Here is a 15,978-nt window from a genome sequence, read left to right on the forward strand (position 1 = left end):
ATGTTGCTGCTCTTCCTTCCAACTGCAGCCGGCGCAGCCGAATCGGTCTGGCTGGACTCCACTGGGCGGCCGAACGCAAGTGCGCGCGATGCCCTGCAGATACTGGCGGATGCCCCGGCCGATGGCCTGGTGGCGCAGGACTATCAGGCCCGTGAACTCGCCCTTCAGGCCGCGGAACTCGCGCGCGCGTCAGAGGAGGCGGCGGCGTCCGCACTGGCTTTCGAACGCGGGCTGGACGCTGCGATGCAGCGCTTTCTCAACGATTTGCACCGGGGCCGCGTGGACCCGCGTTCGCTCGGTTTTCGCATCGAACAGCACGAGCGCAAGGCGGCGGATGTCGCAGCCTTGCTGCACGCTGCTGCGGATGAGGGGCGTCTGACGCAGGCGGTGGCTGCCCTGCGCCCACGTCTGGGCCAGTACGGGAGGCTGCGCGAGGCGCTGGAGCGCTATCGCACGCTGGCCGCGGCGCCCTCGCTGGGCTTGCTGCCGGCCATCGCACCCGCCAAGTCGCTGAAGGCAGGAGACTTCTATGCCGGCACCGCCGCGCTGCATCGACGGCTTGTCGCCCTGGGCGACCTGTCGGCCGAGGCGCAGCCGGCCGACCGCTACGACGCCGCGCTGGCCGACGGGGTCAGGCGCTTCCAGGAACGCCATGGCCTGGATGCCGACGGAGCACTCGGAAGCGCGACCTTGGCCGCCCTGAATGTGCCGCTCAACCAACGAGTCCTTCAGCTCGAACTGGCGCTGGAGCGCTTGCGCTGGCTGTCTGAGCTGGATGGTCAGCCCCTCATCGGTATCAACATCGCGATGTTCCGTCTTTGGGCCTGGGATCCCGCTGCGCCCGCAGACTCCCTGGTTGACATGAATGTTGTGGTCGGTCGCGCGTTGAACACCAGGACACCGGTGCTTTCGGAGAAGATGCGCTACATCATCTTCCGGCCGTACTGGAACGTGCCGCCTTCCATCGTGCGCAACGAGATCTTGCCGGCCATCGCGCGCGACCCGGGGTATCTTCAGCGCCACGACATGGAGATCGTGCGTGGCGCCGGCGACAACGTCCAGCCGGCGGAGACGAGCAGCCCCCAAAACCTGGCCCTGCTGCGCCAGGGGGTGTTGCGCGTGCGCCAACGCCCGGGCCCGACGAACTCACTGGGGCTGATGAAATTCATCTTCCCGAACGACGACAATGTATACCTGCATGACACCCCGGCCAAGCAATTGTTCGGCCGCGCGCGACGCGATTTCAGCCACGGCTGCGTGCGCGTCGAAAAGCCGGTGGCACTCGCGCGGTGGGTGTTGAGGGATCAGCCCGAGTGGACCCCGGAGCGCATCGATACGGCCATGGCGGGGCCTTCATCCCAACGCGTGGATCTCACGCGGCCGCTGCCGGTGATCCTGTTCTACATGACGGCCATGGTGACGCCCTCGGATCACGCACTGCGCTTCGCGCAAGACATCTACGGCCACGATGTGCGGCTGGTGCGGGCGCTCGCAAGCCGATACGACGGCCGCCGTTAGCTACCAGGCGCGCACGCGGCCGCAGTCCACGTGTACGAAGTTCGAGGCCGGGTAGTAGCCCACGCCGCCGGCGCGCATGCCCAGCGCGGCTTTGCGCAACGCTGGCAGCGCCACGTCGGCAAGGCGAATGTCGATGGCCTGACCGCGCATGTGCAGGCTGCCGGCGGCCACGCCGCTGCTGCGTTCGACCAGCGTCGCGTTCGTGGCCGGCGAACGGTAGCCCGAAATGACCTGCAAGGCGCGTTCGCTCCCGGTGAGCGTGACCAGCGCATGCAGCAGATCCAGCAACTCAGGGGCGATATCGCCGACATCACCCGTGCGGAAATCGCGCAGCACATGGTTGATCGCGGCGAGCGCGGCGGGGTCGTAGCGTTGACCATGAAAATACTCGACCGCGAGCTTCTCGCCCGTGTGCAAGTTGTCGAAGCGCAAAGCGCGCGGCGCCGCAACGCCGGCCTTCGCCTCGAGCGGTCCTACGGCGAGCGTAGACGCCCCCAGCGCGCAGACGAAACGGCGTCGTGAAAGGTTGTTCACAAGTTCCATCAACAAGCAGAAGTCATGCAGGAAGCCGGCCAAATCCGGTGACCAAGCTGACATTATGGGTTCGATCGGTGCTGCGGAACACCCAGGCCCTCGAGGCCGCCCCACCGTGCAGAGCTCGGCACACCACTTGATCCCGATCAACCGCGAATCACGCGTCGATGCCTAGCATCGCGACATCGGACGCGGCTAGCCGGACTTCGACGGACGACCGAACCGCTCCTCAATGTGAGGATCGCGGAGAGGGACAGGGCGGTACGCTCAACGAGGTTAGCCGCCCGCGCCTCTCGAGCGTCCAGGCGGATGCGCTCACGCAATGGGCCCCGGTCCGGAAAGGTACGCCATGTCTGAAGTCTTCGGTTTCGACGCCTTCTCACCGAAGGAAATCGCGGCGCGGGTCGACACCGTCGGCGCGGCCAAGGCCCACCTGCCGTTGCTTTCCACGCTCATGCTGAGCGTTCTCGCCGGAGCCTTCATCGGCTTGGGTGCACTCTATTTCCTGTTGATCAGATCCGACCCAACTCTGGGGTTTGCCGCCAAGCAGGCGCTCGGCGGCGTGGCCTTTTCCTTGGGGTTGGTTCTCGTGATCGTAGCGGGTGCCGAGTTGTTCACCGGAAACAATCTGCTGGCGATGGCCTGGGCCGACGGGAAGATTTCCACGCGCGATCTCTTGCGGAACTGGACGATTGTCTGCGCAGGTAACTTCATCGGCGCCGCGGGGCTGGCGCTGATCGTCTTTCTTTCGGGCCACCATGAATCTGGCGGCGGCGCGGTTGCGCAGGAGTATCTCCGGGTTGCCGCAGCCAAGGTGGCCCTGCCGTTCTGGACGGCCTTCTTCAGAGGAATTCTCTGCAACGTGCTGGTCTGCATGGCGGTTTGGATGGCGCTTGCAGGACGAAGCGTCGTCGATAAGGTCGTGGCGATCGTCTTTCCGATCTCCGCCTTCGTTGCTGCCGGCTTCGAACACAGCATCGCCAACATGTACATCATTCCTCTGGCCATGTTGCTACAGGCCTTCGATGGTGTGGCGGCCAGCACCATTCCCATCACGCCGGGAGGAATGTTGCGCAACCTCGTTCCGGTATTGCTTGGAAACATCGTCGGCGGCAGCGTGCTCGTGGGCCTGGTGTATCACGTCATCTATCGGCGGACGGCGGAACTGAGATAGGCCGTCCTGTTGCGCCGAACCGATTCAGCGCCGTTTGATGTACGTCAATCTTCTTCTGGCGACCGCACGTACGATGACCTCCAGCCATCGAGCGATGCAAGTCTGAGCACTGATCCCGGCAGCCGCTGATGGACGACAACCACTCTCGCAGGAGAACTGCAATGGCCGATGATGCCCCGCCCGTATCGCCGCTTCGCGATGGCTACCTCCTGTCGGTCCTTGCCTGGCAGAGCGCGCTCGTCGGCTTCCTGATGCAGGCTCAGCGCAATCAGTGCCAGGTACTGGCTACGTGGGAAAAGTCGCTTGGCGCCGTCAACCAGGACCTGTGGGATCAATGGGTGTGCCGTTTCGGCGGCGGTGTACCGCTCGACGGCTGACCCTTCGTGTGGTCAAACCACCATCGTGGCGGACCCTGAGCGGCGATTGACCACCGCAAGGACGCACCGCCGACGTTCGGGCCCGCGTCGCCGCGACGCAGGCACGCTGCCGGCACGAAGCCCTGCCTCCCTGGACCAGTCGGCGTTTTGGAGCCGCGAAGCCTCCGGTTTGCTGGCCGAATTGAGCAGCGGCATCGAAGGCCTGTCGTCAGCAGAGGCGGCCCAACGCCTGAAGACGGCTGGGATCAACGCCATCGACGAAGAGGCGGACAGAGGGGTCGTGCGGCTCGTCCTCGGGCAATTCAAGAGTCCGCTGGTGCTGATCCTCGTTTTCGGCGGCGTCGTGTCGGCGATCCTTCGCGACTGGCTCGACGCCACGATCATCCTCGCCGTGGTCCTGGGCAGCTGCGGCCTTGGTTTCCTGCAGGAATACCGCGCCTCGACGGCGGTCGCCCGGTTGCGCAACAGACTCGCCCTGACAGTGACCGCGCTGCGCGACGGGGTGCAGCACGCGGTACCGACACGCGAGCTGGTGCCGGGCGACATGGTCATGCTTTCAGCTGGAAACCTGGTTCCGGCCGACGGGATCGTGCTCGAGGCCCGCGACTTCCTGGTGACCGAAGCCAGCCTCACCGGCGAGTCATTTCCAGTGGAAAAGCAACCTGGGGTGCTGGCAGAGGGAACGCCCCTCGCTCATCGCACGAATTGCGTCTATCTGGGCACGTCGGTACGCAGCGGCACCGCCACGGTGCTGGTTGTCCACACCGGCGAGCACACTGCCTTCGGGGCCGTGGCGCAGCGGCTACGCGCCACGCCGCCCGAGACGGAGTTCGCGCGCGGCGTCCAGCAGTTCGGCGTGCTGCTCGTCCGGGTGATGGTGGTGATGGTGCTGTTCGTGCTCATCATCAACCAGTGGCTGGGACGTCCATGGATCGAGTCGATGCTTTTCGCCGTCGCACTGGCCGTCGGGCTGTCGCCAGAACTGCTGCCCGCCATCGTGAGCGTAACGCTGTCGACGGGCGCGCGCAGGATGGCACTTCGAGGCGTCATCGTGCGCCACCTCGAGGCCATCGAGAACCTCGGCAGCATGCATTTCTTGTGCACGGACAAGACCGGCACACTCACCGAAGGCGTGATGACGCTCGAGGCCGCTGTCGCTCCCGACGGCACAGCCTCGCCTGAAGTGCTGCGCCTGGCCTATCTCAACGCCGCGTTCGAGACGGGCATCGTCAACCCGCTGGATGCTGCCCTCGTGGCCGCCGGTGTCAAGGCGGAGCTGAGCGCGGCCGGCCTGCGCAAGGTCGACGAGATCCCCTACGATTTCCTGCGCAGACGCCTGACCATTGTGATCGCACCGGAGACCGAGGGTGCGCATCTGATCGTCACCAAGGGCGCCTTCGCCAACGTGCTCGCGACGTGCACGCGGATCGCGCGCGGGGGTGCTTCGGTGCCGCTGGACGACGAGGAGCGTGGGCGACTGGATGCATGGTTCCGCGAGCAGGGCACCCGCGGCTTCCGGGTGCTGGCACTGGCCACGCGCGAGATCGGGCCGCGCAGGAGCTACACGCATGACGATGAAGCCGACATGTCCTTCGCAGGCTTCCTGCTCTTCCTCGACCCACCGAAAGCTACGGCCAGCAGTACGCTGAAGACGCTCGCCGGGTACGGCATCGGTATCAAGATCGTCACCGGCGACAACCGCTACGTCGCCGCCCACGTGGCCGAGAGCGTCGGCCTCGACGCCCGGGCCATGCTCACCGGTGAGCAGATCGACGTTATGAAGGACGAGGCGCTGTGGCATCGCGCCGAGAAGACCGTGCTGTTCGTCGAAGTCGATCCTCAGCAGAAGGAACGCATCGTGCGCGCGCTGCAGCATCGCGGCCATGCTGTGGGCTATCTGGGCGACGGTATCAACGACGCGCCGGCGCTGCATGCCGCCGACGTGGGCATCTCGGTCGATGATGCCGCGGACGTGGCCCGCGAAAGCGCCGACGTGGTGCTCCTTCGACCTGACCTCGACGTGCTGTGCCAGGGCGTGCAGGAAGGTCGCCGTACCTTCGCGAACACGCTCAAGTACGTCAGCATCACCACGAGTGCCAACTTCGGCAACATGATCAGCATGGCCCTGGCCTCTCCGCTGCTGCCCTTCCTGCCGCTGTCCGCCAAGCAAATCCTGCTCAACAATTTCCTCTCGGACCTACCTTCCATCGCGATCTCGTCCGACCGGGTCGACGAGGACCGGCTCGTCAGCGCGCAGCATTGGGACGTCCACGAATTGCGGCGCTACATGCTGGTGTTCGGTCTGACAAGTTCCCTGTTCGATCTGCTGACCTTCTGGCTGCTGCTGAAGGTATTCCATGCCTCCGAATCGCTGTTCCAGACATCCTGGTTCATCGTCTCCCTACTTACAGAGCTCGCGGTCTTGCTCGTGCTACGCACTCACCGGCCGGCTTGGAACAGTCGGCCCGGCACGTTGTTGTGGACGACGACGATGCTCGTGGCCGTGATCGCTGTTGCACTGCCCTTCATTCCGCCGGTGGCCGCCCTCTTTGGCTTGGTCCCGCTCCCACCGGGGCTGCTGGGCGGCATGATTCTCGTCGTCCTCGGTTACGTGGCCGCGACCGAGTTCGTCAAGCACCGCTTCGATGCACCGTCGAGCCGGCGCAAGCGCGCGCGAGCGTCAAGACGACGATCTCAGCGCTGACACGAAGGTTCGCTGGCTGAGGGATTCTTGTCCTTGAGGATTCGCTGGGGCGGCCGCGCCGAGGCCCTTGACGCCCCCTCAGCAGTCCCCCGCGCGCTTCGACAATCCCGCCCCCACGGCCGCAGCCATCAGAAAAAGTGCTCCTGCTCGGCGTTCAGTTGACGGATGTCAAGGTCATTCAGCCATCCGGCAGCGACGATCCACGCCATTCCTCCCAACTTCTTGTGAGTCCCCATGAAACATTTGACTGATGCCGACCGCAACATGCTGGCCGATCAGCAGCAGGCCATGAAGCGCAGAGCTCTCGATGAAATCCGCGGCACTTCCGCCGATGTCAAGACCAGTCTTCAGCCTCAGGATCATGAGGTCCAAAGCCACGCCGACGAAGCCGAAGCCGAACGCCTCGGCGACGTTCGCTTCGCCGAGATCGAGATTGATCGGGCCAGGCTGCTCGACATCGAGCAGGCAGAGCAGCGCATGGCCGACGGGCGCTATGGAGTCTGCGCGGACTGCGGCGACGCCATCCCGCGCGAGCGCCTGCTGGCGCAACCCGCCGCTATCCGTTGCGCCGCATGCCAGACCGCGGCCGAGAACAAGCTCCGCCGCCCCTAGACAGAATGGCTTGAGCCGTCGAGCGGCACGTCGCCGCCGAAGCGACATACCCATCGATCCCACAAGTCCTGGTTGACGGCGCCCAGCGACGTCTGCCACGCGGACATCATCTGCAACTGACTGCGCTGCACCCGCATCAGGATCTCAATCAATGCGGCCTGCCAGTCGAGGGCTGATCGAAGATAGCCATCGGGAAGCGAAGAGAGGGGGGAATTTCATTGGGCATGCAGCTCTCCACGACCAGGGTTGATTCATTCCGTCGCAGTTCTCATGCACGTCGGTGCCGCGAACGCCGCACCGCATCCTCAATCTGTCTTCTCATGCCGTTGAAAGCATCGCGCACGGCGATGTACGGGTCCTCGTCGTGCACGCGACTGATGGTCAACTCGTGCCCCGGCAGGGTGAGGTTGATACGCACTGCGAACGGACGCCCCTGATGCTGGTGTTTGTGCGTCAGGTCGATACAGACCCTGCAGGATTCGATATCGGCACAGAACTCATCCAGCTTCAGCGCCTTCTCGCGCGCCACGGACTCGATGGCTGGCGACGGATTGAAGCCAAGAAACTGGATCTCTGGAGGTAGCTTCATCAGAAGAGGTGTTATCGGATTGCTGGATCTGGTAGTCAGGATCGCGCAGAGGCGTATCGGACACCTTGATGTAGCTCAATAGTCACGAACATCGCTCGAATGCGGCCGAGGGCACGGCAGCCGCGCAGACAGCGCAACCTGCCAATTCTTGCGCTGGCGCAAGCCCTTGGAGCCTCGCGCCACGCAAGATCGCTGAATCTGTCGCCTGGGTGATCGCCATGAACTCCATCAAGTCCCTTCTCGTTCACCTGGACGGCACGGTGCGCGCCGAGGCGCGGTTGCGCCTTACTCATCAGCTGGCGGGCGTCCATCAGGCAAAGGTGACCGCGCTGTTCGCAGTCGCCCCGCGCTACCTGCCCCTGCTGCCCTTGGCGGGAGGCGTCCCGCCGTCGCCCACGCCGTCGCCCACAAACATCGATCTGGCTCACCGTGTCCATGCCTTGGCCATGTTCGAAAGAGCGAGGGATGCCGCAGCGCCGGAGAGCGAATGGCTGGAGTTGAGCGGCGAGCCGGTGATCAGCACTTTCGCACGGCGGGCGCTGGCGTCGGACCTGTTGGTACTTGGGCAGCGCGATCCGGCCGATGCAACTGGTTTCGACGTGCCTGGTGATTTCGTCGAGAGTGTCATCATCGACAGTGGCAAGCCCGCGCTCGTCATTCCCTACGCTGGCGAGGCAACCGCCGCGCCGCAGGTCGTGCTGGTGGCCTGGAAGCCCACGCGAGAATCCGCCCGCGCGCTTACCGCCGCGCTACCCTTCCTGCGAGGAGCCAAGCAGGTTTACTTGGTCTGCGCCGAGGAAAACGCCGACTACATGGAATCGGCACCATTGGAGGTCCCGGAGTACCTCCGCCTGCACGGCATTGAGCACGTGCGCGAGCACCGGTGGCTCTCCGAACGCGATGCCGGCAATGAACTGCTGGCCCTGGCCGCTGACACCGGCGCCGAAATGATCGTGATGGGCTGCTATGGACACAGCCGCGCACGGGAGTTGGTGCTGGGCGGAGCGACCCGCACGGTACTGGAGTCGATGACCGCACCGGTACTGATGGCGCATTGAGCGCTCCGTCGTCGCGACAAGGCGCATCCCCCTCGTGCGCCTTCCGCTCCCTTCCCAGCATGCGTTGGCAGAACGCGCAGATCAGGCCTGTTGTCTGAGCACGGCATGCGCTCGCTGCGGCTCGGCATTGGCCGGAGACGTCGCCGACATCTGCATGCACGCGTTCGAAGAGCGTGATCCAGCGTTCCAAGCCGATCGGCGGCACCGCGGGGGGGCGGCTCGTGCAGCCGCCCGTTCACCGCTGCGCGCAAGGTGTGGGCATCGCCGCTGCACACATCGAATCGCCGCGTCATTCCTCTGCCAGTTCGTGGGCGCGAGGCAAGTCGAGTCCGCGAAAGACTTCTGCACCCCCTGGACCGAACTTTTCGCCGACGGCAGATTCACGAGCGCGTTCTTTCCTTTGTCATTCTTGATCGAGCGCAAATCGTGAAATGAAGCGACTCCTAGACTGGATGCGTCGACGACTCGGCATCTGCCCCGCCGATCGATGCAACGTTCTACCCAACCTGGAGATTCACATGAATGCTTTGACACGCCTCGAACGAATCGACAACCTGTTCCCGGAAATGCTGCGCCGCTGGGCCCGACCGCTCCAACTGTTGGATGACGTTGCCTTGCCGTCGGACATCCGGGTCGATATCAGCGAAAACGACAAGGAGTACCTGGTCAGTGCCGAGATTCCAGGCGCGAAGAAAACCGATATTCGCGTCTCCATCGAAGGCAACTACGTGTCCATCGCCGCCGAGATCAAGAAGGAGCAGGAGGACACGCACGGGCGCACGCTGGTGAAGGAGACCTATCACGGCAGCGTGTCGCGCGGCTTTACGCTGGGCAGCGATGTTGACGAGAAAACGGCCGTCGCCAAGTTCGAGGACGGCGTGCTGCGCCTGACATTGCCCAAGCGGGAGAGTAGCGCCAGCCGCAATCTGAAGATCGAGTAACTCCCAACCGCCGGGTCCTGCCCGGCAGCTTAAGGCGGCGTTCATCGACAGCGCCGAACATCCATCCGGATCTGCCCGCGGGCTCGCGGGCATCTCTAGGAGTGTGCATGTTCATGGCCCCGTCCCCCGTATATGACGCCGACCCGGCACCTGGCGCAGGCCTGGTGGCGGGTCGCTCGGAGTTTGCCATTCATCCGCCGGACGATCCCCGCCGCCGCGAGGTCGAGGCATTCGTGCGGCGCATCTATGCCCGGCGCTATGGTGCGCGCGTCTCGGATTTCGCGCCGGTTCTGGTGAGCCTGCGCGACCATGGCGGAAGCATCGTCGCCGCGGCAGGCTACCGGCACGCGGCGCAAGCGCCGCTCTTTCTCGAACGCTACCTCGATGCGCCGGTGGAGTCGCTGCTGGCCGCGCACGGCGATGCACAGCCCCAGCGCGAACGCATCGTCGAAGTCGGCCACCTTGCCGCGGCACGCGCGGGCGAAGGCCGGCGCCTCATCTTCCTGCTGGGCCCGCATCTGGCCGCACAGCGCTTCCAGTGGGTGGTGGGCACGCTCACCGAGGAACTTCGCCATCTGTTCGTTCGCATCGGCGTCACGCCGTTGGTGCTGGGAACGGCCGACCCGGCCGCGCTCGGCGAAGAGGCCGGGCACTGGGGCAGCTACTACGATCATCGCCCCTTGGTACTCGCGGGCCATCTTCAGCAGGCGCTGCGGCACCTGGTGCGCCGCTCAGGCGGCACGAAGGGCCGCGCATGATGGCGAATGACGGTGCCTTGGACGATGGACAGCGCACGTGGAGCAGCGCCGAGCTCGGCCAGGAGGTGGACTGGCTGGTCGACCACCTCAGAGCGCAGCGCACACGCGTTCTCGCCACCTTGATGGACAACTCGCCCGCCTGGGTGGTGGCCGATCTCGCCGCCGCGCAGACGGGTGTGGTGCACGTGCCGCTGCCGCTCTTCTTCACCGGGGAGCAGATCGCCCATGTCCTGCGCGCCGCGGGCGTCGACACCGTGCTCGCGCTCCCGGCGCTGGCCGCCCGATGGCCTCAGGCGCCCTCGGCGCCGTGCGAGGTGGCAAGTCAGGCGCTCGCCTGTGTGCGCCTGCCCTGCGAGCCCGTCCCGATGCCGCCGCATACGGCGAAGATCACGTTCACCTCCGGCACCACGGGCGCGCCGAAAGGCGTGTGCCTCGCCGCGGATGGCATGCGGCGGGTATCCGACGCACTGGTGGAAGCGATGGCGCCGCTGGACATCCGGCGCCACCTGTGCGCGCTGCCGTTCGCCGTACTGCTCGAGAACATCGCCGGTGTCATGGCGCCGCTGTCGCGCGGCGCCACCTGCATCGTCCTGCCGCTGCAGGAGCTGGGATTGACCGGGTCGTCCAGCTTCGATGCCGCTCGCTTTCAGGCTGCCGTTGTACGGCACCAGCCGCACAGCATCATCCTGCTGCCGCAAATGCTGCGCGCCTGGGCCGCTCATCTCATGACAAGCGGGCAGCGCGCGCCCGCCTCACTCCGGATGGTGGCCGTGGGCGGCGCGGCCGTCGGCGCCAAGCTGCTCCACGGCGCACGCGCGCTGGGGATTCCGGCCTACGAAGGCTACGGCCTGTCCGAGGGCGCCTCGGTCCAGACACTCAACCTTCCCGGTGCCGACCGCATCGGCACCGCCGGACGCGCCCTGCCGCATGCCCGCTTGCGCGTGGCGGCCGACGGCGAGATCGAGATTGCGGGCAGCCTGTTCGCAGGCTATCTCGGGAGCACCGAACCGACGCCACCGTGGTGGCCCACCGGCGACCTCGGCACGATCGACGCCGATGGCTTCGTCTACGTCCAGGGGCGAAAGAAGCTGGTGCTCATCACCGCATTCGGCCGCAACGTTTCGCCGGAATGGGTAGAAACTGCCCTGCGTGATGAGAACGCCATCGGCCAGGCCGTGGTGTTCGGCGACGCGCAAGCGGCGCTGAGCGCCGTGCTGTGGCCGGTGCAGCCGAGCGTGCCCGACGCGGCGCTACAGGCTGCGGTGGAAACCGCCAACGCAGCGCTGCCCGACTACGCGCGCGTGCAGCGCTGGACACGCGCCCGCGCAGCCTTCAGTCCGGAATCCGGGATGGCCACCCCCAACGGGCGCCCGCAGCGCGCGGCGATCCTGCAAGAACACGCCGATGCCTTGGGCATCGCCCCCTCTGACCACCCCACCTCCCAGGATTGCTCATGAGCTTCCATGCCCGATTGCTCGAACAAACCGCCGACGCCCGCATGGGGCTGCTCGGCACACCCATCATCCAGGGTTGCCTGCGCGGCGAGGTGTCGCGGCCCAGCTACCTGGCCTTCCTGCGCGAGGCCTACCACCATGTGCGCCACACCGTGCCGTTGCTGCGAGCCTGCAAGGCCGCGCTGCCCGCGCGCAACGACTGGCTGCGCGAGCCACTGGACGAGTACATCGATGAGGAGCAGGGTCATGACCAGTGGATCCTCGACGACATCCGCGCTGCCGGCGGCGATGCCGAGGCCGTGCGCGAAGGCCTCCCGGGCCACGCCACCGAGGTCATGGTGGCCTATGCGTACGACACCATCGCGCGCCGAAATCCACTGGGCTTCTTCGGCATGGTGCACGTACTCGAAGGCACCAGCGTGTCGCTGGCGCTGCTCGCAGCCGAGCAGATTCAGCAGCCGCTGCAGCTGCCGGATGCGGCCTTCAGCTACCTGCGTTCGCATGGCACGCTCGACCAGGAGCACACCGCACACTTCGCGCTGCTGATGGACCGGATCGAGGATCCACAGGATCAGGCCGACATCGTGCATGCCGCACGTGCTTTCTACCGCCTGTACGGCGATGTGTTCCGCAGCTTGCCCCTGCCGCAGGTCCGGCCGGGCCTGGCGGCGGCCGGTTCCATCGGGGCCACGGCATGAAGGCTACCGAGGCCCGCATCATGCTCACCGGCGCCACCGGCGGCATCGGAACGGCGGCGGCCGTGACCTTCTTGAAGGCCGGCGCATCGGTGATGCTCGTCGGCCGATCGCCGGCGCGGCTGTCGACCCAGGCACGCGCGCTCTCGCGCGACTGCGACGTCCGGACGCCGCGCGTGGCGTGGCACGCCGCCGACCTGAACAAGGTGTCCGGCCTCGCGGAACTGAGCGAGGCCGGTTCCACCTGGGGATGCAACGTGCTCGTGCACGGCGCGGGGGTCCCGAGCTTTGGTCGGCTGGAATCGCTGAGCCCGGACGACATCGTCCAGGTGCTGCACACCAACCTGCTCGCCCCGATGCTGCTGACCCGGGCGCTGTTGCCTCACCTGAGCGACCTGCCGCGCGCCCAGGTGATCTGCGTGGGTTCGGTACTGGGACGCATCGGCCTGCCGGGCTACAGCGTCTACAGCGCCAGCAAGTTCGGCTTGCGCGGTTTTGCCGAGGCGCTGCGCCGCGAGCTGGGCGGCACCAGCGTGCGCGTGCAATACCTCGGCCCGCGCAGCACACGCACCGCCTTCAACTCGGCCGACGCGGAGGCCTACAACCGCGCCACTGGCACCGCGATGGACAGCCCCGAAGTGGTGGCGCACGCCATGCTGCAGCTGATGGAGAGCGAGGCTGCCGAGCGTTTCCTCGGCTTTCCGGAAACGCTGGCCGTGCGCCTAAACGGGCTCGCGCCCATCCCGATGGACGCCGCCTTCGTCAAGCACCGCAACAGCCTGCCCGCCGCCTCGCATGCGGGCCCCAAGGCCGACTCGCCTCCGCTCAATACTGTTCTATGAGGACCACCGAATGACCCGTACGCCCAAGACCGCCGCCGCGGCGCTGTCCCGCCGCGGCATGACCGCCATGCTGGCTGCTGCCGTCTTCGCCCAGCTGCTGCCGCTGGCAGCCGGCGCCGCCGGCGTCGAAGAATCCGTCGCCACGTTGCAGCGCGAGTGGGAAGTCATTCGCTACCAGACGCCGCCCACCGAGCGCGAGAAGCGCTTCGAGGCGCTGGCCGCCCAGGCGCGCAAGGTGAGCGAAGCCAATCCGGGCCGCAGCGAGCCGCTGGTCTGGGAGGGCATCATCGTCAGCTCCTGGGCCGGCGAGCGCGGCGGTCTTGGCGCGCTCGGCCTGGTCAAGCAGGCCAAGGCGCTGTACGAAGAGGCCATCCGCATCGATGGCGACGTGCTGGACGGCTCGGCCTACAACAGCCTCGGCGTCCTCTACTACAAGGTACCCGGCTGGCCGATGGGCTTCGGCGACAAGGCCAAGGCCAAGGAGTTGCTGCAGAAGGCCCTGGCCCTCAATCCCAAGGGCATCGACCCCAACTATTTCTATGGCGAGTACCTGCTCGAAATCAAGCAACCCGACCAGGCCGTGACATATCTCGAGCGCGCGATAGAGGCACCTGCCCGCCCCGGGCGCCAGGTGGCCGATGCGGGGCGGCGCGAAGAGGCGCGCGCATTGCTCGAAAAAGCGAAGAACAAGTAGACACTCAACGGTGCGCCGCGTCGAAGCGCAGCACGACGCGCACGCCCTTGCCGTTCGCGCCCGCACCGAACATCACTTCCAGTCCGTGCAGCTCGGCGATGCGCCGCGCGATCGAAACACCCAGGCCGCTGCCGCCTTCCTGCTGTCCGGCGGGCCGGTAGAAACGCTCCCCCAGTCGAAGCAGTTGTTCGGGTCACAAAGATTCCCCCTCGTTCTCCATCTCGAGTTGCTCCTCTGCGACGCGCAGCGTCACGGCCGTACCTCGCGGCGCGTAGCGCACGGCGTTGTCCAGCAGATTGCGCAGCAGCACGGTCAGCAGGTGTTCGTCACCCAGCAACGGCATCGGATGTCGGCCCCGCGGGGGCCATTCGCAGGCCAGATCGATCCGGCGGCGTTCGGCCAGGACCAGGCAATCGTTCACCGCGTGCTCGACGATGGTCGGCCATTGCACTTCCGTCGTCAGCGATGCCGCGTGGGTCGCCTCCAGGCGCGACAGGGCCAGCATCTGGCTGACGAGGCGGCTCATGCGTTCCATCCCTGCGGTGAACTTGGCTTCGGCCTGCGCGCGCTCGGGCCCGCTCGCCGCACGGCGCACCACGTCCCATTGAACGCGCAGCACGGCCAGGGGCGTGCGAAGCTCGTGCGCAGCATCGGCCGTGAAGCGGCGCTCGCGCGCCAGCATCGCCTCGATGCGCGCGAACAGGCCGTTCATCGCGTCCACCAATGGCTTGAGTTCGGCCGGCGCCTGGCCCTTGGGCACGGGTTGGAGATCGTCCGCGCGGCGACCCCGCAGTTCCGCCGTGAGCTGGTGCACTGGCGCCAGCGCCCGTCGGACGGCCCAGGCCATGATCACCAGCAGCAGCGGCAGCACCAGCAGCCAGGGCACCACCTGGCTCGCCGTCAGGCTGAAAACGAGTTCGTCACGCTCATAGGCTTTTTGCCCCGCTGCGACCATCCCTTCCCCGGCGAGCGACCGGAGGTAGTAGACACGCCAGAGATTCCCATTGATGCGCTCGTCCACGAAACCGGCGCCGTCGACCCGCGGAAACTGAGCACCCTCCCCGTCGGCCAGCATCAGGCGCCCGTCGGCGTCCCACACCGCGATCGCAAGGTCGCGCACGTCGGCTTCGCCCGATCCCACGCTCCCCGGCGCCGGCGCAGGCGGCAGCACAGCGGCCGTCCCTGGCAGCCTTGCGTGGACCTGCCGGGCCAAACGGATCAACTCGGTATCGAAAAGTTCGTTGACTTCGTGTCGCGCGCGGTCGATGGACACGAACAACGCGACGGCCCATACCAGTGGGGCACACACCACCAGGTACGTCAGCAAGCGGCGCTGAAGGCTCATGGGGCGGCCTCCCCGGAGCCAAGCGCGTAACCGACTCCGCGCACCGTGCGCACGATGCCGGGATCGATCTTGCGCCGCAGGCGATGAATGTGGACCTCCAGCGTGTTGCTTTCGGGTTCCCCGCCGCTCCAGTCGTAGAGCTTTTGCTGCAGATAGGCCTTGGACAGGACGCGCTGAGAATCCGTCAGCAGCGCCTCCAGCAGGGTCAGCTCGCGACCGGTAAGATCGACCGGCACTCCCTTCCAACGCACCAGCTTGGCCGCCGGATCGTATTCCAGCGCGCCGTGCTGCCACACCGATTGGGCATGACCGGAGGCGCGGCGCACCAGCGCACGCAAGCGCGCGGCAAGTTCGTCGATGGTGATCGGCTTGACCAGGTAGTCGTCCGCCCCCCCGTCCAGTCCGGCGATGCGCTGGTCGACGGCGTCGCGCGCGGTCAGGATGAGCACCGGAAGCTTCAGGCCGCGGCCGCGCCAGCGGCCCAGCCAATGCATGCCGTCGCCGCCGGGCAGGCCGAGATCCAACACCACCGCATCGAAGGGCGCATCGGCCAGCGCCGCGTCAGCCTGGGCGCCGCTGCCGAACCAATCGACCACCTGGCCCAGTTGACGCAGTCCGGACGCCAGGGCGTCGCCGAGCAGGATGTCGTCTTCGACGATGAGAATGCGCATGGGTGGCCTGGC

Annotated in this window: 18 protein-coding genes; 12 read left to right on the top strand and 6 right to left on the bottom strand. The window is 66.4% G+C overall.

What is annotated here, in order from left to right; all coding sequences use genetic code 11:
* The gene (locus ACSQ86_RS36745) at nucleotides 1–1,518 is read left to right on the top strand and encodes a L,D-transpeptidase family protein (RefSeq protein ID WP_436307779.1); all 1,518 of its coding nucleotides are present in this window, start codon (nucleotides 1–3) and stop codon (nucleotides 1,516–1,518) included.
* On the opposite strand, the gene ACSQ86_RS36750 is transcribed toward ACSQ86_RS36745, so the two are convergent.
* The gene (locus tag ACSQ86_RS36750) at nucleotides 1,519–2,052 is read right to left on the bottom strand and encodes a DUF882 domain-containing protein (RefSeq protein WP_436310857.1); all 534 of its coding nucleotides are present in this window, start codon (nucleotides 2,050–2,052) and stop codon (nucleotides 1,519–1,521) included.
* A gap of 349 nt (nucleotides 2,053–2,401) precedes the next feature.
* Between ACSQ86_RS36750 and ACSQ86_RS36755 the strand changes: the two genes are divergently transcribed.
* The 4 genes from ACSQ86_RS36755 to ACSQ86_RS36770 all read left to right on the top strand — a co-directional run bounded on the left by ACSQ86_RS36755 (nucleotide 2,402) and on the right by ACSQ86_RS36770 (nucleotide 6,919).
* Nucleotides 2,402–3,226 (top strand): formate/nitrite transporter family protein, encoded by an 825-nt coding sequence (locus ACSQ86_RS36755; protein ID WP_436307679.1) that lies wholly within the window; start codon nucleotides 2,402–2,404, stop codon nucleotides 3,224–3,226.
* A 161-nt stretch (nucleotides 3,227–3,387) separates the two neighbouring features.
* Entirely contained in the window at nucleotides 3,388–3,603 is a 216-nt protein-coding gene (locus tag ACSQ86_RS36760) for a hypothetical protein (RefSeq protein WP_436307678.1), read from the top strand.
* Between the two features lie 46 nt (nucleotides 3,604–3,649).
* Complete coding sequence (mgtA, locus tag ACSQ86_RS36765; RefSeq protein WP_436307677.1) at nucleotides 3,650–6,307, top strand: magnesium-translocating P-type ATPase; 2,658 nt, start codon at nucleotides 3,650–3,652, stop codon at nucleotides 6,305–6,307.
* Nucleotides 6,308–6,541: 234 nt separating this feature from the next.
* The gene (locus ACSQ86_RS36770) at nucleotides 6,542–6,919 is read left to right on the top strand and encodes a TraR/DksA family transcriptional regulator (protein WP_436310858.1); all 378 of its coding nucleotides are present in this window, start codon (nucleotides 6,542–6,544) and stop codon (nucleotides 6,917–6,919) included.
* Here the strand turns inward: ACSQ86_RS36770 and ACSQ86_RS36775 are convergent.
* Together ACSQ86_RS36775 and ACSQ86_RS36780 are read right to left on the bottom strand one after the other, a co-directional pair.
* Nucleotides 6,916–7,071, bottom strand: coding sequence for a hypothetical protein (locus ACSQ86_RS36775; protein WP_436307675.1), 156 nt, complete (start codon nucleotides 7,069–7,071; stop codon nucleotides 6,916–6,918). The genes ACSQ86_RS36770 and ACSQ86_RS36775 overlap by 4 nt on opposite strands.
* Before the next feature lie 116 nt (nucleotides 7,072–7,187).
* Nucleotides 7,188–7,508, bottom strand: a complete 321-nt coding sequence (locus ACSQ86_RS36780; RefSeq protein WP_436307674.1) for an HPF/RaiA family ribosome-associated protein — start codon at nucleotides 7,506–7,508, stop codon at nucleotides 7,188–7,190.
* A 218-nt stretch (nucleotides 7,509–7,726) separates the two neighbouring features.
* Here ACSQ86_RS36780 and ACSQ86_RS36785 point away from each other — a divergent pair, with 218 nt between their 5' ends.
* The 7 genes from ACSQ86_RS36785 (at nucleotide 7,727) to ACSQ86_RS36815 (ending at nucleotide 13,950) form a co-directional block, all read left to right on the top strand.
* Complete coding sequence (locus ACSQ86_RS36785; RefSeq protein WP_436307673.1) at nucleotides 7,727–8,566, top strand: universal stress protein; 840 nt, start codon at nucleotides 7,727–7,729, stop codon at nucleotides 8,564–8,566.
* Nucleotides 8,567–9,084: 518 nt separating this feature from the next.
* Complete coding sequence (locus ACSQ86_RS36790) at nucleotides 9,085–9,507, top strand: Hsp20/alpha crystallin family protein (protein ID WP_436307672.1); 423 nt, start codon at nucleotides 9,085–9,087, stop codon at nucleotides 9,505–9,507.
* Nucleotides 9,508–9,620: 113 nt separating this feature from the next.
* On the top strand, nucleotides 9,621–10,265 hold the full coding sequence (locus ACSQ86_RS36795; protein ID WP_436307671.1) for a thermostable hemolysin: 645 nt from the start codon (nucleotides 9,621–9,623) through the stop codon (nucleotides 10,263–10,265).
* Complete coding sequence (locus tag ACSQ86_RS36800; protein ID WP_436310859.1) at nucleotides 10,262–11,722, top strand: AMP-binding protein; 1,461 nt, start codon at nucleotides 10,262–10,264, stop codon at nucleotides 11,720–11,722. The genes ACSQ86_RS36795 and ACSQ86_RS36800 overlap by 4 nt, the downstream gene beginning before the upstream one ends.
* Entirely contained in the window at nucleotides 11,719–12,417 is a 699-nt protein-coding gene (locus ACSQ86_RS36805) for a TenA family transcriptional regulator (RefSeq protein WP_436307669.1), read from the top strand. Before ACSQ86_RS36800 ends, ACSQ86_RS36805 begins: the two co-directional genes overlap by 4 nt.
* On the top strand, nucleotides 12,414–13,256 hold the full coding sequence (locus ACSQ86_RS36810; RefSeq protein ID WP_436307668.1) for an SDR family oxidoreductase: 843 nt from the start codon (nucleotides 12,414–12,416) through the stop codon (nucleotides 13,254–13,256). The genes ACSQ86_RS36805 and ACSQ86_RS36810 overlap by 4 nt, the downstream gene beginning before the upstream one ends.
* A 10-nt stretch (nucleotides 13,257–13,266) precedes the next feature.
* On the top strand, nucleotides 13,267–13,950 hold the full coding sequence (locus ACSQ86_RS36815) for a tetratricopeptide repeat protein (RefSeq protein ID WP_436294374.1): 684 nt from the start codon (nucleotides 13,267–13,269) through the stop codon (nucleotides 13,948–13,950).
* Nucleotides 13,951–13,954: 4 nt separating this feature from the next.
* On the opposite strand, the gene ACSQ86_RS36820 is transcribed toward ACSQ86_RS36815, so the two are convergent.
* The 3 genes from ACSQ86_RS36820 to ACSQ86_RS36830 are packed head-to-tail and all read right to left on the bottom strand — an operon-like array spanning nucleotide 13,955 to nucleotide 15,966.
* Nucleotides 13,955–14,134 (bottom strand): ATP-binding protein, encoded by a 180-nt coding sequence (locus ACSQ86_RS36820; RefSeq protein ID WP_436310903.1) that lies wholly within the window; start codon nucleotides 14,132–14,134, stop codon nucleotides 13,955–13,957.
* Between the two features lie 9 nt (nucleotides 14,135–14,143).
* On the bottom strand, nucleotides 14,144–15,295 hold the full coding sequence (locus ACSQ86_RS36825; RefSeq protein WP_436310860.1) for a histidine kinase dimerization/phospho-acceptor domain-containing protein: 1,152 nt from the start codon (nucleotides 15,293–15,295) through the stop codon (nucleotides 14,144–14,146).
* A complete protein-coding gene (locus ACSQ86_RS36830) occupies nucleotides 15,292–15,966 on the bottom strand; it encodes a response regulator (RefSeq protein WP_436294372.1) in 675 nt (224 codons plus the stop codon). The genes ACSQ86_RS36825 and ACSQ86_RS36830 overlap by 4 nt, the downstream gene beginning before the upstream one ends.
* Nucleotides 15,967–15,978: the final 12 nt, after the last annotated feature.

Source organism: Variovorax sp. LjRoot130 (genome assembly GCF_964253755.1).
Lineage (GTDB): Bacteria > Pseudomonadota > Gammaproteobacteria > Burkholderiales > Burkholderiaceae_C > Variovorax.